Source organism: Streptomyces sp. NPDC007856 (genome assembly GCF_042868225.1).
Lineage (GTDB): Bacteria > Actinomycetota > Actinomycetes > Streptomycetales > Streptomycetaceae > Streptomyces.
Genome location: NZ_JBIAEC010000001.1, coordinates 774,584 through 792,682, shown reverse-complemented (window position 1 = coordinate 792,682; position 18,099 = coordinate 774,584). Strand labels below are relative to the sequence as shown.

13 protein-coding genes are annotated in these 18,099 nt (G+C 71.5%); 4 read left to right on the top strand and 9 right to left on the bottom strand.

Going from position 1 to position 18,099, the window contains the following annotated elements; genetic code table 11:
* The 6 genes from ACFYOH_RS03785 to ACFYOH_RS03760 form a co-directional block, all read right to left on the bottom strand.
* Window positions 1-513 (bottom strand): hypothetical protein, encoded by a 513-nt coding sequence (locus ACFYOH_RS03785; RefSeq protein WP_388620802.1) that lies wholly within the window; start codon window positions 511-513, stop codon window positions 1-3.
* Window positions 514-548: 35 nt separating this feature from the next.
* Window positions 549-986, bottom strand: a complete 438-nt coding sequence (locus tag ACFYOH_RS03780) for a DUF1153 domain-containing protein (RefSeq protein ID WP_388620801.1) — start codon at window positions 984-986, stop codon at window positions 549-551.
* Between the two features lie 116 nt (window positions 987-1,102).
* On the bottom strand, window positions 1,103-1,699 hold the full coding sequence (locus ACFYOH_RS03775; RefSeq protein WP_388620799.1) for a hypothetical protein: 597 nt from the start codon (window positions 1,697-1,699) through the stop codon (window positions 1,103-1,105).
* 212 nt (window positions 1,700-1,911) lie between these two features.
* Entirely contained in the window at window positions 1,912-2,862 is a 951-nt protein-coding gene (locus ACFYOH_RS03770) for a serine/threonine-protein kinase (protein WP_388620797.1), read from the bottom strand.
* A gap of 151 nt (window positions 2,863-3,013) precedes the next feature.
* Entirely contained in the window at window positions 3,014-5,434 is a 2,421-nt protein-coding gene (gene lon, locus ACFYOH_RS03765) for an endopeptidase La (RefSeq protein WP_388620795.1), read from the bottom strand.
* A gap of 148 nt (window positions 5,435-5,582) precedes the next feature.
* Window positions 5,583-6,407: a rhomboid-like protein gene (locus tag ACFYOH_RS03760; protein ID WP_388620793.1), complete on the bottom strand. Its 825-nt coding sequence runs from the start codon at window positions 6,405-6,407 to the stop codon at window positions 5,583-5,585.
* A 196-nt stretch (window positions 6,408-6,603) separates the two neighbouring features.
* Here ACFYOH_RS03760 and ACFYOH_RS03755 point away from each other — a divergent pair, with 196 nt between their 5' ends.
* From ACFYOH_RS03755 to ACFYOH_RS03740, 4 genes are all read left to right on the top strand, one after another.
* Entirely contained in the window at window positions 6,604-7,281 is a 678-nt protein-coding gene (locus ACFYOH_RS03755; RefSeq protein WP_388620791.1) for a spermidine synthase, read from the top strand.
* Between the two features lie 113 nt (window positions 7,282-7,394).
* Window positions 7,395-8,135: a response regulator transcription factor gene (locus tag ACFYOH_RS03750; RefSeq protein WP_351623052.1), complete on the top strand. Its 741-nt coding sequence runs from the start codon at window positions 7,395-7,397 to the stop codon at window positions 8,133-8,135.
* Window positions 8,132-9,247, top strand: coding sequence for an ATP-binding protein (locus tag ACFYOH_RS03745; protein WP_388620789.1), 1,116 nt, complete (start codon window positions 8,132-8,134; stop codon window positions 9,245-9,247). The genes ACFYOH_RS03750 and ACFYOH_RS03745 overlap by 4 nt, the downstream gene beginning before the upstream one ends.
* Window positions 9,248-9,550: 303 nt before the next feature.
* Window positions 9,551-13,357 (top strand): multifunctional oxoglutarate decarboxylase/oxoglutarate dehydrogenase thiamine pyrophosphate-binding subunit/dihydrolipoyllysine-residue succinyltransferase subunit, encoded by a 3,807-nt coding sequence (locus tag ACFYOH_RS03740; RefSeq protein WP_388620788.1) that lies wholly within the window; start codon window positions 9,551-9,553, stop codon window positions 13,355-13,357.
* A 76-nt stretch (window positions 13,358-13,433) separates the two neighbouring features.
* Here ACFYOH_RS03740 and fxsT read toward each other — a convergent pair whose 3' ends face one another.
* The 3 genes from fxsT to ACFYOH_RS03725 all read right to left on the bottom strand — a co-directional run bounded on the left by fxsT (window position 13,434) and on the right by ACFYOH_RS03725 (window position 18,075).
* The gene (fxsT, locus tag ACFYOH_RS03735; protein ID WP_388620786.1) at window positions 13,434-16,436 is read right to left on the bottom strand and encodes an FxSxx-COOH system tetratricopeptide repeat protein; all 3,003 of its coding nucleotides are present in this window, start codon (window positions 16,434-16,436) and stop codon (window positions 13,434-13,436) included.
* Between the two features lie 95 nt (window positions 16,437-16,531).
* A complete protein-coding gene (locus ACFYOH_RS03730) occupies window positions 16,532-17,803 on the bottom strand; it encodes an aKG-HExxH-type peptide beta-hydroxylase (RefSeq protein WP_388620784.1) in 1,272 nt (423 codons plus the stop codon).
* Window positions 17,800-18,075 carry a hypothetical protein gene (locus tag ACFYOH_RS03725; RefSeq protein WP_388620783.1) on the bottom strand — a complete coding sequence of 92 codons (276 nt, stop codon included), beginning with the start codon at window positions 18,073-18,075 and terminating at the stop codon, window positions 17,800-17,802. Before ACFYOH_RS03725 ends, ACFYOH_RS03730 begins: the two co-directional genes overlap by 4 nt.
* Window positions 18,076-18,099: the final 24 nt, after the last annotated feature.

Below are 18,099 nucleotides of genomic sequence, written 5' to 3'. Positions count from 1 at the left end.
TCAGCCGTCGCCACCGTTGCCCCCGCGGCCGCCCTGACCGCTGGTCTCGCAGCCGACGCCGAGGCAGATCCCGCCGTTCCCGCCCCGCCCGCCGGCGCCGCCGTCGCCCCCGCCCACCGCGCCGCCGCCGTTCCCGCCGGCGCCGCCGTTGACGCTGCCCGAACAGACGCCGACGCAGATCCCGCCGTCGCCGCCCTTGCCGCCGTTCCGGCCCGGTGCGCCGGCGGTGCCGTCGCCGCCGTTGGCGCTGCCGTTGCAGAGCCCGGCGCAGATGCCGCCGCCCGCGCCCTTGGTGCCGTTGACGGTGCCGTTGCAGTCGCCCGCACAGATCGAGTCGCCGATACGGACGCTGCCGTTGCCCACATGGACGCTGCTCAGGCTGGACGGGCTGCCGCCGGATCCACCGCCGACGGGGCCGGTGTCGGCCATCGCGGCGGGGGCCATCGCGCCCCCGGCGATCACCACGGTCGAGACCGCGAGACCGATACCGAATTTCCAGGAGTGGCTGCCCATGGGATTTTCCTTTCTCCGAACTTCTTCTCGGAACTTCAGTCCGTCTGCAGAAATGCGAGCCAGTCGCCGTTCAGGAGCTGCCGCTCCCATGTGCTGATCTCTTTCTCCGGGATCTTGTACTTCTTGGCCGCGTCGGCCTGGGTCACCCGGCCGGTCAGCACGGCCAGCGCGATCCGCGCCTTGTCCAGCCGCGAGAGATCCGACTTCGGCTTGTCGGGCAGGTCGTGGAGGTCGAGCGGGGAGCAGCCCGGCTTGCCCGGCTTGCCCGGCTCACCCGGCTTGCCGGGCGCGCCGCCCTTGCCGCCTTCGCCGCCCTCTCCGCAGTGCGAGGACGGATGGGCCGGCGCGGCCACGTAGCCGCCGGGTACCGGGGCCGTGTGAGTGGCCGCCTGGGCGGCGCAGGCGGTGGCGGTGACGAGAGCCACGGAGGCTGCCGCGAGGGTGAAGGGACGCCGCCAGGAGTTCATGGACATCGGGGGTCTCCTTTTCCGATCAGGGGTGTGGTGGGGCGTTTCATGTGCGGGCGCTGTGGCCCGGTCGGGGGTGGGGGCCGGGCGGCCCCCACCCCGTCGACGGTCACAGGAGACGGTCAGAAGAGGCTGGAGCCACCGGCCCCGCCGGAGCCGCCGGACCCGCCGAACAGGCCGCCGAAGCCGCCCTTGCCGCCCTTCCCGCCGCTACCGCCCTGGAAGACGCTGTCGCCGCCCTTGCCGCCGTTGCCGCCCTTGCCGCCGACGAGGGTGCCGTCGCCCCCGCCACCGCCGCTGCCGCCGCCACCGCCGGACAGGACGCCGAAGCCGCCGGCGCCGCCGTCGCCGCCCTTGCCGCCGATGACGCCTTCGCCGCCGCCACCGCCGCCACCGCCGCCGCCACCGGCCAGGACGCCGTCGCCACCCTTGCCGCCCTGGCCACCGTCACCACCGGTGCCGAGGACGCTGCCGCCACCGGATCCACCGGCGCCACCGCCGCCACCGACCAGGCCGCCACCGCCGTCACCACCGGCTCCACCGGCGCCGCCACCGTGGACGAAGGCCACGGTCGAGGTGGGCATCGGGGCCGCCATCGCACTGGAGACGGGCAGGAGGACACCCCCGGTGACCAGCGCGGCGGAGGCGGCGAGGGTCGCGAAACGCAGACCTCGGCGCTTCGGACGGGCGTCGGCGTGGGTGTGAACGATACGAGTCATGAGCTTTCTCCCAATTACTGTGAGGATTTCCCGAGAGGGATTGCCGGAGGATTTCCGTTTCCCTCGGACCGCCTCATTTCCGTTCGGTGAGGCCGTGCTTCAAGTAGGCCCGAACGGGAAATCGGGGTCACGTTCCGAGGACTCGGGACTTGACGCGCTCACAGGCGTCGGGTAAAGCCCGCGTAAGCGGCACAGATCAGCCGCGGCACGGATCAGCCGAGGAACCGCCGGGCCCAGGCAGGGGGCTGCGGCGGCGGGACCAGGTCCACCAGGGTCGGCGTACGGCGGCGGGGCACACAGTCGGCGACGGCCGCCCGCAGGGCCGCGACGAACTCCAGACAGGTGCCGTGACGGTCGTCCGGGGCCTTCGCCAGGGCCTTGTGCAGCACCTCGTCGGCGGCCGGCGGAATGTCCGGCCGCTCCTTGCTGAGCACGGGCGGCGGGTCGTACTGGTGCGCCCACAGCAGTTCCAGGTGGTCCTCGCGCTGGAAGGGCGGGGCGCCCGTGAGCATCTCGTGGACCACACAGGCCAGGCTGTACTGGTCGGCCCGGCCGTCCACCGGGCGCCCGGCGATCCGCTCGGGCGCCACGTAGTCGAGGGTGCCGACGAACTCGCCCGCGGTGGTGAAACCGGTGAGCGACAGCGACTTCTTGGCCAGCCCGAAGTCGGTGAGATAGACGTGCTCGGGGTGGTCGCTGTCGACGACCTTGGCGATCAGGACGTTGCCGGGTTTGACGTCCCGGTGCACCAGGTCGCGCGCGTGGGCCGCGTCCAGGGCGGAGGCCAGCTGGGCCGCGATGCGCAGCGCGACCGGCACCGCCAACGGGCCCTCCCGGTCGATCAGGGCGCGCAGGTCCTGCCCGGAGACGTAGCACATGGCGATGTAGAGGACCCCGTCGAACTCGCCGGCCTCGAAGACGGGGACGATGTTGGGGTGGTCGATGGCGGCGGCCACCCGGGACTCCTGGGCGAAGCGGCGGCGGAAGGCGTCGTTCCTGGTGTACTCGGGGGCGAGCAGCTTGAGGGCGACCGTCCGGCCGAGGCGCAGGTCCCTGGCGCGGTAGACGACGGCCATCCCACCGCGACCGAGTTCGCGCTCCACCTTGTAGCCCGCGATCTCGGCCCCGATCAGACCGGAGGGGGTCTTGGGGGGCCAACTCACGCCTGAATTCTATCGAGCCATCCCGATATAGGCGCAATATGAAGATACTCGTACGATCCCCTGTGATCCCCCTACGCCCGCCCCTGCGAGCACATGGCGAAGGCCCGGGCTCCCTCACGGGACCCGGGCCTCGCCTTTCCCATGGCGTCCGTCACGCCGCCACGGGAACCTCCGGCGTCGCGCCGTTCGTCGCGGGCGCGAGTGCCAGTTCCAGGACCTGGCGGACGTCGGTCACGGTGTGGACGTCGAGCTTGTCCAGCACCTCGGCCGGGACGTCGTCCAGGTCGGGCTCGTTGCGCTTGGGGATGATCACGGTGGTCACCCCGGCGCGGTGGGCGGCGAGCAGCTTCTGCTTGACGCCGCCGATGGGCAGCACCCGGCCGGTCAGCGAGACCTCGCCGGTCATCGCCACGTCCGTACGGACCAGCCGCCCGGACAGCAGGGACGCGAGAGCCGTCGTCATCGTGATGCCGGCGCTCGGGCCGTCCTTCGGGACCGCGCCCGCCGGGAAGTGGATGTGCACGCCCCGGTCCTTCAAGTCGCCGACGGGCAGCTCCAGTTCGGCGCCGTGGCTGCGCAGGAAGCTCAGTGCGATCTGCGCCGACTCCTTCATCACGTCACCGAGCTGACCGGTCAGGGTCAGGCCCGCCGCGCCCGTCTCCGGGTCGGCCAGGGACGCCTCCACGAAGAGCACGTCACCGCCGGCGCCGGTGACCGCGAGACCGGTTGCCACGCCGGGGACGGACGTACGGCGCTCGGCCGGGTCCTGGGCGGACTCGGGCACGTGGTGCGGGCGCCCGATCAGGTCGCGCAGGTCGGCGTCCGTCACGGTGAACGGCAGCTCCCGCTCACCCAGTTCGTGCTGGGCCGCGACCTTGCGGAGCAGGCGGGCGATGGACCGCTCCAGGGTGCGCACGCCCGCCTCCCGGGTGTACTCGCCGGCCAGCTTGCGCAGGGCGCTCTCGTCCAGAGCGACCTCGTCCGTGCCGAGTCCCGCCCGCTCCAGCTGGCGCGGGAGCAGGTGGTCACGGGCGATGACGACCTTCTCGTCCTCGGTGTAGCCGTCCAGGCGGACGATCTCCATACGGTCGGCGAGCGCCTCCGGGATGGCCTCCAGGACATTGGCCGTGGCCAGGAAGACCACGTCCGACAGGTCGAGTTCGACCTCCAGGTAGTGGTCCCGGAAGGTGTGGTTCTGCGCCGGGTCCAGGACTTCGAGCAGGGCCGCCGCCGGGTCGCCGCGGAAGTCGGAGCCCACCTTGTCGATCTCGTCCAGCAGGACCACCGGGTTCATCGACCCGGCCTCCTTGACCGCCCGCACGATCCGGCCGGGCAGCGCGCCGACATAGGTACGGCGGTGGCCGCGGATCTCCGCCTCGTCGCGGACGCCGCCGAGGGCGACGCGGACGAACTTGCGGCCCATGGCGTGCGCGACCGACTCACCGAGACTGGTCTTGCCGACGCCGGGCGGGCCGACCAGGGCCAGTACGGCACCGCCGCGCCGGCCGCCGATGACGCCGAGCCCGCGGTCGCTGCGGCGCTTGCGGACCGCGAGGTACTCGGTGATGCGCTCCTTCACGTCCTGGAGGCCCGCGTGCTCGGCGTCCAGGATCGCCTTGGCGCCCTGGATGTCGTACGCGTCCTCGGTCCGCTCGTTCCAGGGCATCTCCAGGACGGTGTCCAGCCAGGTGCGGATCCAGGAGCCCTCCGGGGACTGGTCGCTGGACCGCTCCAGCTTGTCGACCTCCTTGAGCGCGGCCTCGCGGACCTTCTCCGGCAGGTCGGCGGCCTCGACGCGGGCGCGGTAGTCGTCGGACTCCTCGCCTTCCTGATCGCCGTTCAGCTCGCGCAGTTCCTTGCGGACGGCCTCCAGCTGACGACGCAGCAGGAACTCGCGCTGCTGCTTGTCGACGCCCTCCTGGACGTCCTTGGCGATGGTCTCGGCCACGTCCTGCTCGGCGAGGTGGTCGCGGAGCTGCTGCGTGGCGAGCTTGAGCCGGGCCACCGGGTCGGGGGTCTCCAGCAGTTCGACCTTCTGTTCGGTGGTGAGGAACGGCGAGTAGCCGGAGTTGTCGGCGAGCGCGGAGACGTCGTCGATGGCCTGGACGCGGTCCACGACCTGCCAGGCGCCGCGCTTCTTCAGCCAGGTGGTGGCGAGCGCCTTGTACTCCTTGACGAGGTCGGCGACCTGGCCCGGCAGCGGGTCCGGCACGCTCTCGTCGATGCGGGCGCCCTCGACCCACAGGGCCGCGCCGGGACCGGTGGTGCCGGCGCCGATGCGCACACGGCTCCGGCCGCGGATCAGAGCCCCCGGGTCACCGTCGGCCAGCCGGCCGACCTGCTCGACCGTGCCCAGCACACCGGTCTTCGCGTACGTGCCGTCGATGCGTGGCACCAGCAGCACCCTGGGCTTGCCCGGTTCCGACCGGGCGGCGGCCTGCGCGGCCTCCACCGCGGCCCGTACCTCGGCGTCGCTCAGGTCCAGCGGAACCACCATGCCGGGCAGCACGACCTCGTCGTCGAGCGGCAGCACGGGCAGGACGAGCGTGAACGCCGTGGACTCAGTAGCCATGATCTCCCCTTCGGCAGTCAAGTTGAGCTATGCCGACTCAACTGCTGGGGATGGGCTGGTGTTCCCCCTGCTTGTTCGCTCTCAGCGATCAAGTTCTCCCAAGGGGGTGCCGTGGAAGGTGCGTTCGCGGGTGCGGGTGCGTGGGCCCCTATCGGGGCGCTTCAGCCCACCGGCGCACGAAAGGCCAGCTCGCCACACCTATCGTCAGCGCGATCACGTGGCCCCAGTTCGTCATCGGATCCTCCAGGGCGATCAGGTCGCCGATGAGCTCGGCGGCCGTCACGGTGAGGAGGGGCCAGCGCAGCCAGGGGCGCAGGAGCCCCGCCAGCGAACCGATGCTGGCCGCGACGCCGAAGCTGATGCCGTAGTCGAGGCGGTGCAGTGAGGTGGGCGGGAGGTGGCCGACCAGGACGGCCAGGCCCACGGGGATCTCGGTGGCGAGTGTGGCCAGGACGTGCCCGGCGAGGAAGACACAGGCCGCGCGCGCGCCGCCTATCCGCCGCTCCAGCGCGGTGAGCACCAGCACGAACGCCAGCGCGTACGGGGAGAGGACCCCGCCCGCGATCCACAGTGCGCTCGCCGGCAGCACCACCCCCGGCGTGCGCACCAGATGGGCCACGTCCGTGCTGGAGTCCTGGTAGAGCGCGTGCATCACGGCGGGGTCGGCCAGGGCCGCGACCACGGAGGTGACGGCAAGGACGGCCGTGTAGGCGAAGGTGAACGGCGTGCCGGCGGGAGTGGGCAGCAGGCGCCACGGCCGCGGGAGCGGAAACGGAAGCCGCAGCGGTGCGGTCGGGCGCGGGTCGGTGAAGGCGGGTCCGGGAGCGGGGAGCGGGGCATGCCGCTGACGTGGCATGCCGTCCAGCAGGTCCGCGATCGCGGGGACCGGGACGGCGGCGGTGCCGTCCGGCTGGGGCACGCCCGGCAGGGGCGGGGACGCGGCCGTCGCAGGGCCCGTCGCGGTCCGTTCCACGCTGTGGCACTCCTTCCGTCGCGCCCAACCCTTCGGGTTCCGGGGGCCGCTGTCTATGACCGACGCCACGCGAGACCCGATTCACAGCAACCTCCTACGTTCCGGCTGCGTCCGCGCCCCGTACCGCAAGGGTGCACATCAGTGCGACATCCCTAATTCCCGTGCAGGTCAAGGTGTGTTCAAGGAATATGGGTGCATGACTGCCGCGTACGACTCCCCCGTGGTCCTCGACCGGCGCGACGGCCCGTACGGCGAGGTGGTGCTGCGCCGGCACGGCGCGCTGTTGCAGATCATCGCCAACGGCTGCTTCCTGATGGACACCTCCGACGGGCGCTCGGAGCGGCTGCTGGTCGACGCCGCACACCGGGCGCTGGACGGGCGGCCGGAGCCGAAGGTGCTGATCGGCGGGCTGGGAGTGGGATTCTCACTCGCACATGCAGCGGCGGACCCCCGGTGGGGCCGGATCACCGTCGTCGAGCGGGAACCCGCCGTCATCGACTGGCACCGGGACGGCCCGCTGGCGGAGATCTCCGCCGCAGCGCTCGGCGACCCGCGCACCGAGATCGTGCAGGACGATTTCGTGGCGTTCGTCAATGAGACATCCGACACGTTCGACGCGCTCTGCCTGGACATCGACAACGGCCCCGGCTGGACCGTCACGGACGACAACCACACGCTGTACTCACCGGCCGGACTGGCCGCCTGCGCAAGGGTGTTGAACCCCAAAGGAGTGCTCGCGGTATGGTCCGCCGAACCCTCTCCGGAATTTGAAGGAAGCTTGCGGAATGCCGGGTTCCAGCAGGTGCGTACCGAAGAGGTGCCCGTTGCCCGGGGCGTTCCGGACGCCGTGCACCTCGCCCTCCGCCCTGGATAGCGACAGGATGGTGGATCCCCGTAATGTGCTGCCCTGACGCGGATCATTCAAGCGTCAATCGCAGACATGGGATCACCCCACGGGTTCCGGAAAGCAACAAGCAGGGGCGGGCGATGGAGCAGACACACACCTCCCAGAGCGGCGCGGCGACGACCACCCCGGGCGCACAGCGCCGGGTGCTGGTCGTCGAGGACGATCCCACGATCGTCGACGCCATCGCGGCCCGGCTGCGCGCCGAGGGATTTCTCGTACAGACCGCGACGGACGGCCCGGCCGCCGTCGACACGGCCGAGGCCTGGCAGCCGGATCTGCTGATCCTCGACATCATGCTGCCGGGCTTCGACGGCCTGGAGGTCTGCCGGCGGGTGCAGGCACAGCGCCCGGTGCCGGTGCTGATGCTGACCGCGCGTGACGACGAGACGGACATGCTGGTCGGTCTCGGGGTCGGCGCGGACGACTACATGACCAAGCCGTTCTCGATGCGGGAGCTGGCCGCGCGGGTGCATGTGCTGCTGCGCCGGGTGGAGCGGGCGGCACTGGCCGCGGCCACCCCGCGCTCCGGCATCCTGCGGCTCGGCGAACTGGAGATCGACCACGCACAGCGCCGGGTGCGGGTGAAGTCCGAGGACGTCCACCTCACGCCCACCGAGTTCGACCTGCTGGTGTGCCTGGCGAACACCCCGCGCGCGGTGCTCTCCCGGGAGCAGCTGCTGGCCGAGGTGTGGGACTGGGCCGACGCCTCCGGCACCCGTACGGTCGACAGCCACATCAAGGCGCTGCGCCGGAAGATCGGCGCCGAGCGGATCCGTACGGTGCACGGCGTCGGCTACGCACTGGAGACGCCGACTCCATGAGCGGTGACGGGCGGCAGGCCGCACGGAGGAGCCCCGGGGAGGATCCCTGGGGCGGCGTACGCCCGTTCTCGATCAAGACCAAGCTGGGCGCGCTGGTCGTCATCGCGGTGCTGATCACCACCGGACTGTCGATCGTCGCGGTGCACACCAAGACCGAGCTGCGCTTCATCACGGTCTTCTCGATGATCGCCACCCTGCTGATCACGCAGTTCGTGGCCCACTCGCTGACCATGCCGCTGGACGAGATGAACGCGGTGGCACGGTCGATCTCCGAGGGCGACTACACCCGCAGGGTGAGCGAGGGCCGCCGGGACGAGCTGGGCGACCTGGCCGGGACGATCAACGTCATGGCGGACGAGCTGGAGGCCCAGGACCGCCAGCGCAAAGAGCTGGTCGCGAATGTCTCCCATGAGCTGCGCACCCCCATCGCGGGCCTGCGCGCGGTGCTGGAGAACATCGTCGACGGGGTCACCGAGGCCGACCCCGAGACCATGCGGACGGCCCTGAAGCAGACCGAGCGGCTCGGCCGGCTCGTGGAGACCCTGCTGGATCTGTCCCGGCTCGACAACGGCGTCGTACCGCTGAAGATGCGGCGCTTCGAGGTGTGGCCGTACCTCTCGGGCGTGCTGAAGGAGGCCAACATGGTGGCCTCGGCGCGCGCGGGCATCGCCTCCGGCTCCGGCAGCCACACGCGCAGCGACGTCCATCTGCACCTGGACGTCTCCCCGCCGGAGCTGACCGCGCACGCGGATCCCGAGCGCATCCACCAGGTCGTCGCCAACCTGATCGACAACGCGGTCAAGCACAGCCCGCCGCACGGCCGGGTGACGGTACGGGCGCGGCGCGGGCCGCAGCCGGAGTCGCTGGAGCTGGAGATCCTGGACGAGGGCCCCGGCATACCGCGGTCGGAGTGGCACCGGGTGTTCGAGCGGTTCAACCGGGGCGCGGTGACCCGGCCGCACGGCCCGGGCAGCGACGGCGGCACCGGACTCGGTCTGGCGATCGCCCGCTGGGCGGTGGATCTGCACGGCGGCCGGATCGGTGTGGCCGAATCCGAGCGGGGCTGCCGGATCATCGTCACTCTCCCGGGAGAGTCCTCCGTCCCAAGTTGACGTAAAGTTCGAACCGGAGGCACAAGATCCACGAGCGTCCGCGCCATTGCCGTGCAGCTGGACACGTGTGATCAGGAGCAGGCCCGCGCGACCGGTCGGACGAAGGCGCGCCGGGCCGGGGCCGGTGCACCCTCTCACATGCGGAACCACGCTTGTTTCCCGCCATATCAAGCCCTGAAACAAGATTTCCGATGTGACTTACGCGACGATGACCTTGCTCGACCTGACCTTCCCGGCCATGGAGGCGTAGCCTTTATTCCCGCTGTCCATCACCTTGTGAAGCGGAAGAGGGCGGTTGCCGCCGTGTCGCCACAGTCCCCCAGTAACCAGAGCGTCTCCACCGACGACCAAGCCGGGAAGAACCCCGCTGCTGCGTTCGGTCCGAACGAGTGGCTCGTCGACGAGATCTATCAGCAGTACCTCCAGGACCCGAATTCGGTAGACCGCGCCTGGTGGGACTTCTTCGCCGATTACAAGCCGGGAGCGCCTGCCACCCCGGCTGCGGCGGGTACTGCGGCCGCGGGGGCCGCAGACACCACCACCACGGCCCCTGTGGGCCAGGCCGCGCCGGCTCCCGCAGCCCCGGCGGCCCCGAAGCCCGCCGCCGCTCCGGCGCCGGCTCCCGCAGCCCCCGCGGCGAAGGCCGCGGCCCCCGCCCCGGCCAAGCCGGCGCAGCCCGCACAGGCGCCCGCTCAGCCGAAGCCGAAGGCCGCTCCCGCCGCGAAGGCCCCCGAGGCCCCCGAGGGCCCGGAGCTGATCACGCTGCGCGGCCCGGCCGCCGCCGTCGCCAAGAACATGAACGCCTCGCTGGAGCTGCCGACCGCCACCTCGGTCCGCGCGGTCCCGGTGAAGCTGCTGTTCGACAACCGGATCGTCATCAACAACCACCTCAAGCGCGCCCGGGGCGGGAAGATCTCCTTCACGCACCTGATCGGGTACGCGATGGTGCAGGCCATCAAGGCCATGCCGTCGATGAACTGGTCCTTCGGCGAGAAGGACGGCAAGCCGACCCTCGTCAAGCCGCCGCACGTCAACCTCGGCCTGGCCATCGACCTGGTGAAGCCCAACGGCGACCGCCAGCTGGTCGTCGCGGCCATCAAGAAGGCCGAGACGCTGAACTTCTTCGAGTTCTGGCAGGCCTACGAGGACATCGTCCGCCGCGCCCGTGACGGCAAGCTGACGATGGACGACTTCACCGGTGTCACGGTCTCCCTGACCAACCCCGGCGGCCTCGGCACCGTCCACTCCGTGCCGCGCCTGATGCCCGGCCAGTCCGTGATCATGGGCGTCGGCTCCATGGACTACCCGGCGGAGTTCCAGGGCACCAGCCAGGACACCCTGAACAAGCTCGGCATCTCGAAGGTCATGACGCTCACGTCGACCTACGACCACCGGGTGATCCAGGGCGCCGCCTCCGGCGAGTTCCTGCGCCAGGTCTCGAACCTGCTGCTCGGCGAGAACGGCTTCTACGACGACATCTTCGAGTCGCTGCGCATCCCCTACGAGCCGGTCCGCTGGCTGAGGGACATCGACGCCAGCCACGACGACGACGTCACCAAGGCCGCCCGCGTCTTCGAGCTGATCCACTCCTACCGGGTCCGCGGCCACGTCATGGCCGACACCGACCCGCTGGAGTACCGCCAGCGCAAGCACCCCGACCTGGACATCGTCGAGCACGGCCTCACCCTGTGGGACCTGGAGCGCGAGTTCGCCGTCGGCGGGTTCGCCGGCAAGTCGATGATGAAGCTGCGCGACATCCTCGGCGTGCTGCGCGACTCGTACTGCCGCACCACCGGCATCGAGTTCATGCACATCCAGGACCCCAAGCAGCGCAAGTGGATCCAGGACCGGGTGGAGCGCGGTCACTCCAAGCCGGAGCGCGAGGAGCAGCTGCGCATCCTGCGCCGGCTGAACGCGGCGGAGGCCTTCGAGACCTTCCTGCAGACGAAGTACGTCGGCCAGAAGCGCTTCTCCCTGGAGGGCGGCGAGTCCGTCATCCCGCTGCTCGACGCGGTCATCGACTCCGCCGCCGAGTCGCGCCTGGACGAGGTCGTCATCGGCATGGCCCACCGCGGCCGCCTGAACGTGCTGGCGAACATCGTCGGCAAGTCGTACGCGCAGATCTTCCGCGAGTTCGAGGGCAACCTCGACCCGAAGTCGATGCACGGCTCCGGCGACGTGAAGTACCACCTGGGCGCACAGGGCACCTTCACCGGCCTGGACGGCGAGCAGATCAAGGTCTCGCTGGCCGCCAACCCGTCCCACCTGGAGACGGTCGACCCGGTGATCGAGGGCATCGCCCGCGCCAAGCAGGACATCATCAACAAGGGCGGCACGGACTTCACGGTCCTGCCGGTTGCGATCCACGGCGACGCGGCCTTCGCGGGCCAGGGCGTGGTGGCCGAGACCCTGAACATGTCGCAGCTGCGCGGCTACCGCACCGGCGGCACGGTCCACATCGTCATCAACAACCAGGTCGGCTTCACGGCCGCTCCCGAGTCCTCGCGTTCGTCGATGTACGCGACGGACGTGGCGCGGATGATCGAGGCCCCGATCTTCCACGTCAACGGCGACGACCCCGAGGCGGTCGTCCGCGTCGCCCGCCTGGCCTTCGAGTTCCGCCAGGCGTTCAACAAGGACGTGGTGATCGACCTCATCTGCTACCGCCGCCGCGGTCACAACGAGTCGGACAACCCGGCCTTCACCCAGCCGCTGATGTACGACCTGATCGACAAGAAGCGCTCGGTGCGCAAGCTCTACACCGAGTCCCTGATCGGTCGCGGCGACATCACCCTGGAAGAGGCCGAGCAGGCCCTGCAGGACTACCAGGGCCAGCTGGAGAAGGTCTTCACGGAGGTCCGCGAGGCCACCTCCCAGCCGGCCGCCGCGGACACCCAGGCGCCGCAGGACGGCTTCCCGGTCGCGGTGCCGACCGCGATCTCCTCGGAGGTCGTGAAGCGCATCGCCGAGTCCCAGGTCAACATCCCCGACCACTTCACCGTGCACCCGCGTCTGCTACCGCAGCTGCAGCGCCGGACGACGATGGTCGAGGAGGGCACGATCGACTGGGGCATGGGCGAGACCCTGGCCATCGGCTCCCTGCTGCTGGAGGGCACCCCGGTCCGCCTGTCCGGCCAGGACTCCCAGCGCGGCACCTTCGGCCAGCGCCACGCGGTTCTCATCGACCGCCAGACGGGCGAGGAGTACACCCCGCTCCAGTACCTCGCCGAGGACCAGGCGCGCTACAACGTCTACAACTCCCTGCTGTCCGAGTACGCGGTCATGGGCTTCGAGTACGGCTACTCGCTGGCCCGCCCCGACGCGCTCGTGATGTGGGAGGCGCAGTTCGGCGACTTCGTCAACGGCGCGCAGTCGGTCGTCGACGAGTACATCTCGGCGGCGGAGCAGAAGTGGGGCCAGATGTCCGGCGTCACGCTCCTGCTCCCCCACGGCTACGAGGGCCAGGGCCCGGACCACTCCTCGGCCCGTGTCGAGCGGTTCCTCCAGCTGTGCGCCCAGAACAACATGACGGTCGCGATGCCGACCCTGCCGTCGAACTACTTCCACCTCCTGCGGTGGCAGGTGCACAACCCGCACCACAAGCCGCTGGTGGTCTTCACCCCGAAGTCGATGCTGCGCCTCAAGGCCGCCGCGTCGAAGACGGAGGAGTTCACGTCGGGCCAGTTCCGCCCGGTCATCGGCGACTCGACGGTCGACCCGGCCGCGGTCCGCAAGGTCGTCTTCTGCGCCGGCAAGGTCTACTACGACCTGGAGGCCGAGCGCCAGAAGCGCGGCGTCACGGACACGGCGATCATCCGCGTCGAGCGGCTCTACCCGCTGCCGGGTGCCGAGCTGCAGGCGGAGATCAAGAAGTACCCGAACGCCGAGAAGTACCTGTGGGCCCAGGAGGAGCCGGCGAACCAGGGTGCCTGGCCGTTCATCGCGCTCAACCTGATCGACCACCTGGACCTGGCGGTCGGCGCGGACGTCCCGCACGGCGAGCGCCTGCGGCGCATCTCGCGCCCGCACTCCTCGTCTCCGGCGGTCGGCTCCGCGAAGCGGCACCAGGCCGAGCAGGAGCAGCTGGTGCGTGAGGTCTTCGAGGCGTAGGCCTCCGGCGGTTCGGCCGACGCTCAGGGCCCGGTGCCGAGTTCCTGCTCGGTGCCGGGCCCTTCGCCTGCCCCCCTCAGCCGAGATACGGCTCGAAGTCCCAGTACGGCCTGGTGCGTTGCCGGGCGGAGAGAGTGTGGGGGTGTTGCGCGCCCAGCGTGCGGGTGAACCCCAGCAGCCCGTCCTCCTCCAGTTTTCCGGCCTCCTCGTGCTCGCGCGCGGCCCGCAGATCGGCGGCGAGCGCGATCACGCAGGACAGGGTCAGCGGATGCTCGTCGCCGAGGCTGTGCCGGGCCCGCCTCAGGGTGTCGCGGCTCAGCTCCACGGCGTCGCCGATACGGCCGTTGAAGTTGCGGGCGCTGGCCGCGTTGAGGGCGCAGCCGAGGACCCAGGGATGGTCGGGCCCGAGGGTGGCGCTGAGGCCTGCGAAGGACGCCTCGAACATGGACAGGGCCTCGGCCCGCTCACCCGACGCCTGCATCACCAGGCCCGTGTTGGCGAGCATGCCGGTGGCCACGGGGTGGGCGGGTCCGAGGAGGGCCCGGTAGCCGGACTCTGCCTCTTCGACCAGTTCCCGGGCCCGGCTCAGTTCCCCGTGTTCCCTGAGGTAGTTGCCGTAGTTGGCGAGGAACGCCAGCGTCCGGTAGTGCTCCCGGCCGTGCAGCTGTACCAGCTGCTCCAGGAGGGCGGCCATCGACGGCCCGACGTCCGGGGCGAACCCGCCCTCGCGCTGCCGGCACATGGCGAGCTGGGCACGCGCCTCCAGGGTCTGCGGGTGCTGCGGGCCGAGCACCTGGACGTGCGACCGGACCACGGGCTCCTGGCGGGCCACGGCGTCCCGGTAACGGCCCAGCAGGCGCAGGCAGTTGGTGACGGCGTTGCCCGAGTTGAGGGTGTTGATGTGCCGGGCGCGCAGGACGTTCTCCCGCCGGGCGAGCGTCTCCAGGTCGAGTTCGTACGACTCCGCGTACCGGCCCAGCAGTCTGAGGCCGACGCCGAGGTTGTGCCGGGCCGCCAGCGTCATGACCTCGTCGGGGCCGAGGAGCTGCGTGGTGCCTTCGAGCACCTCCTGCTGGAGCGTGTGCGCGTCGTCGTACCGCCCGAGGTGGCGCAGGCCGTTGGCCATGGCGCTCTTGGTGGTCAGTTCGGCGAGTTCGTTGCGCCGGGCAGCGGTCCGGAGGCGCTCCAGGACGCCCCGGTCCAGTTCGTAGGCGTCGCGGAACCTGCCGCTGGCCCGCAGGATGTAGCTCTCCTGGTTGGCGAGGTCGAGCATGGGCTGGGCCAGCGGGTCCATGGTGCGCGACCAGTGGTCCCGGATCTGCTGGGCGAGCTTGAGACCGCCGCTGTACTCGCCGCTGCGGAAGCAGTACCGCAGACAGTTCAGCACGGTCTCCTGCACCCGGGGCTGGTCACTGCCGAGCGCGCCGGAGAGTTCCAGGTGGGGCAGCAGCTCGGCGTAGCGGGGCCAGTTCCTGGAGTCGACCGGGTTGCCCGGATCGGCCTCCGCGAGCAGCGTGTGCACGGCCCTGCGGTGCACGGCGCGGCTGTCGTCGCTGGTCAGCTTGGAGACGATGTCATGGACGAGCCGGTGCATGTGGACCGACTCCTGGTGCGGGCCCATGTCGGCGCCGACGGGGCCGCGGGTCTCGCGGGTCAGCACCGAGTAGTTGACCAGGGTGTCCAGGGCCCGGGTCCAGGCGGGCAGGTCGGTGGCCATCCAGCGCAGTTCCTCGGGCAGGTCGGCCTGCGGGTAGGCGCGGATCAGGCCGAGCGGGATGCGTCCCGGCGCGAAGGACGTGCACAGGCCGAGGATGTCGATGGCCTGCGGCTGGGCGCGGCGGAGCCGGTTGAGCAGTATCGACCAGGAGGTCATGGACGACTGCGGGAAGCCGTCCCCGGTGACCGGCTCGTCGACCGTGGAGAGCCTGCGCTCGCGCACCATCCGCAGGTACTCGGGCACCTCCATGCGGGACTCGCCGAGCCAGGAGGCGGCCTGGACGATGGGCAGCGGGACGTCACCGAACTCGGCGGCGACCTCGTCCGCCTCGGCCGCCGTGATGTGCGGGGCGCGGCGCATCAGATAGCCGGTGGACTCCGGCCGCAGGAAGGCGGTGACCTCCAGGATGTCGGTGTGCTCGCTCCAGCCGCGGTTGCGGGAGGTGATCAGCACGTGTCCGGGGCCCTGTGGAAGGAGCGTGTTGATGCCCTCGGTGTCGTCCCAGCCGTCGAAGATCAGCAGCCAGTTGGCGTGCGGCTCGCCCCGGCGCAGCGCGTCGCGCACGGCACGGATGCGCTCGCCGGGCTCGCTGCCGATCCCGAGCCCCAGTTCCACGGCGAGTTCGCCGAACCGGTCGCGCTGGATGTTGCGGTCGTCGGAGTTGACCCACCACACCACGTCGTAGTCGGGGCTGAACCGGTGGGCGTACTCGGCGGCCAGCTGGGTCTTGCCGATGCCGGACATGCCGAGCAGGGTGCAGGCGGCGGCGCCGCGTTCGGCGTCGGCGAGCCGCTGGTGCAGCTCGGCCAGCAGGTCGTCGCGGCCGGTGAAGCGCGGGTTGCGGCGCGGGACCTCGCCCCAGATCTCGCAGCGGGTGTCGGGGTAGCGGATTCGCGTGGTCGGGGCCCTGGGCGTGCGGCGGCGCTCCAGGCCCAGCCGGCCCAGCAGCCGTTCCTCGGCGCCTTCCTCGCCCATTCCCCACAGGCTGGCCGGTTCCAGGACCGCGGTGGCGGGCAGCAGGGGCCGGTTGGTGAGGTTGACCGCGGTGAAGCGGTCGGCGTGGGCGGCGACGAAGCCGCGCAGGGCGTCGTTCCACTCCCCGGCGGGGCGCGGGCCGAGTTCGAAGAACCAGTCGTCCAGGACGAGCAGTACCCGTCCGGAGGACAGCAGCAGGTCACCCAGCGAGTCCTCGAGCGGCACCTCGCGGGGCGGGTCCCAGCGCTGGAGGGTGACCCGGTGGCCGTGGCGCTCCAGGATCTGCGCGATCCAGGCCGCCCATGAGCGGTGATAGCCCGGGAAGACCACGAGGAAGTGCTCGGTCGCCCCCGTATCGCCCCCACCCGTCCTGCGCTGTTCCGCCATGCGCCAACTCCCTGTTCCACGTCCGCCGCCGCCGTACCTCGTCCGCGGCCCTTCCATCGGCCACCCACCAGCTGTGACCGATCACGCACACAGTGTCACTCATGCCCCCGGCTCGCCACGCCGAGCCGGGCGTGGGATCTGGCCATCGCCCGGACGAACTGCCCACCCGCAAAAGTCAGTTCATCGGATTCAAGGAGAATCGACAAGGCTTGGCCGACGTGTGCGCGGTGTTGGTCGAACTGCTCGGCGGCCCGCCGCCGCCAGGCCCGTCCGGCCGTCGCCCCGCTCCTCGCCCGCCACCACAGGTCGCTCAGCGCCAGATGGGCGTATGCCCCGTGCAGGACGCCCGCCACGGGCCGCGGATCGGCGCGCCAGCCCACCCGGTGCACGGCGGCTCCACCCGGGCGGCACAGCGGAACCAGTTCGTGCAGGGCCGCCAGCTTGGTGTGGTGCGCCTCGTGGACCAGGGACTCCGCCAGGTCAGCACCGCTCGCCGGGAGCTGGGAGAGCACGGCGCCCGGCGCGGTCTGCAGAGTGGCGCTCATGGCGGGGCCGCCGCGCCGGGGCGAGGCCAGGGGCACCACGGCCCGCAGCACCGCACCGATCTCGGCGACACGCTCGGGATCCGTCGTCCGGAGCAGCGCGTGGGCCTCCCGCCACCGCCGGGCCCACACCGCCTGGGCGGAGCGCGCCCGCTCGGCCGGGGGCAGCGCCCCGGGGCCGATGCCCCCGGGCGGCACCCGCTGGGGGTGCAGATCGTCGAATACGACGGCCCCGCCCGGGAGCGTGCCGAGGGCCGACCAGCCGCGCCGGGCCGGCCGCCGCGGCCCGGCCCACCGCACCGCGGGGGCGTACAGGGGTACGACGTTCTCGCGGCCGGGGCCGTCCGGGAGCCGGACGCTGCCGCTGCGGCCGTCCAGGTGTGCGCGGCCCGCCGCCGGGTCGAGGACGCCGAGTCCGGGCAGCACGAGGAAGCCGGCGGCGGGCGGGACCGTCACCGCGATCCGGTGGCCCGCGCGGACGGCCGCGGCGGCGGCCAGGCCCCGGAACTGCGCGAGCTGTCCGTGGAAGGCGGGGCCGTCGGGCGCGCCGAGCGTCTCGGCCAGCCAGGCACCGGTCATCGGGTAGTCGACGACCTCACGGACCGCTCGGGCGTCGGTGCGCTCGGCCTCTTCCAGCAGGGCCCAGTCCGCCTCGAAGTCCCGGCGGGCCGGACCGCCGCCGCGCTCCACCCGGACGGCGAGCGATTTGAGCAGGAGCAGGCGTCGGGCGTGCAGCCCTTCTGCGAGCGCGGCCAGGGCGGCCGGGCGGGGCCGGGTCCCGGCGAGTTCCGCGAACGTGTCGCGCGGCACGGACACCAGGGTCATCCCGGCCGTTCCTCACCCCGTACCAGCTCCGTACGGGTGGCTGGAAACGACCGGCCGGGCGGTCCCGGTTCGACGGGGCTGTAGTCCCCACCGGTGTACCAGACCTCACCACACCGCTGGGCCGACGCCAGGACCTCGTCGACCAGCGCCGTGAGCCCCGGATCGTCCATGGCGCGCAGAGTGCGCAGGTCCACACCGGTCAGGTCGGGCAGAAACACGGACCGACCGGCTTCCTCGCCCGGGCCGACCTCCTCCTTCGTCTGCTCCGCCACGCTCGGCTCCTCCCTGCCCACGTC

What these genes read in the sequence shown, in the direction of transcription:
- ACFYOH_RS03785 (WP_388620802.1), bottom strand. Translation starts at nt 513, where the DNA reads ATGGGCAGCCACTCCTGGAAATTCGGTATCGGTCTCGCGGTCTCGACC.
- ACFYOH_RS03780 (WP_388620801.1), bottom strand. Translation starts at nt 986, where the DNA reads ATGTCCATGAACTCCTGGCGGCGTCCCTTCACCCTCGCGGCAGCCTCC.
- ACFYOH_RS03775 (WP_388620799.1), bottom strand. Translation starts at nt 1,699, where the DNA reads ATGACTCGTATCGTTCACACCCACGCCGACGCCCGTCCGAAGCGCCGA.
- lon (WP_388620795.1), bottom strand. Translation starts at nt 5,434, where the DNA reads ATGGCTACTGAGTCCACGGCGTTCACGCTCGTCCTGCCCGTGCTGCCG.
- ACFYOH_RS03755 (WP_388620791.1), top strand. Translation starts at nt 6,604, where the DNA reads ATGACTGCCGCGTACGACTCCCCCGTGGTCCTCGACCGGCGCGACGGC.
- ACFYOH_RS03750 (WP_351623052.1), top strand. Translation starts at nt 7,395, where the DNA reads ATGGAGCAGACACACACCTCCCAGAGCGGCGCGGCGACGACCACCCCG.
- ACFYOH_RS03745 (WP_388620789.1), top strand. Translation starts at nt 8,132, where the DNA reads ATGAGCGGTGACGGGCGGCAGGCCGCACGGAGGAGCCCCGGGGAGGAT.
- fxsT (WP_388620786.1), bottom strand. Translation starts at nt 16,436, where the DNA reads ATGGCGGAACAGCGCAGGACGGGTGGGGGCGATACGGGGGCGACCGAG.
- ACFYOH_RS03730 (WP_388620784.1), bottom strand. Translation starts at nt 17,803, where the DNA reads ATGACCCTGGTGTCCGTGCCGCGCGACACGTTCGCGGAACTCGCCGGG.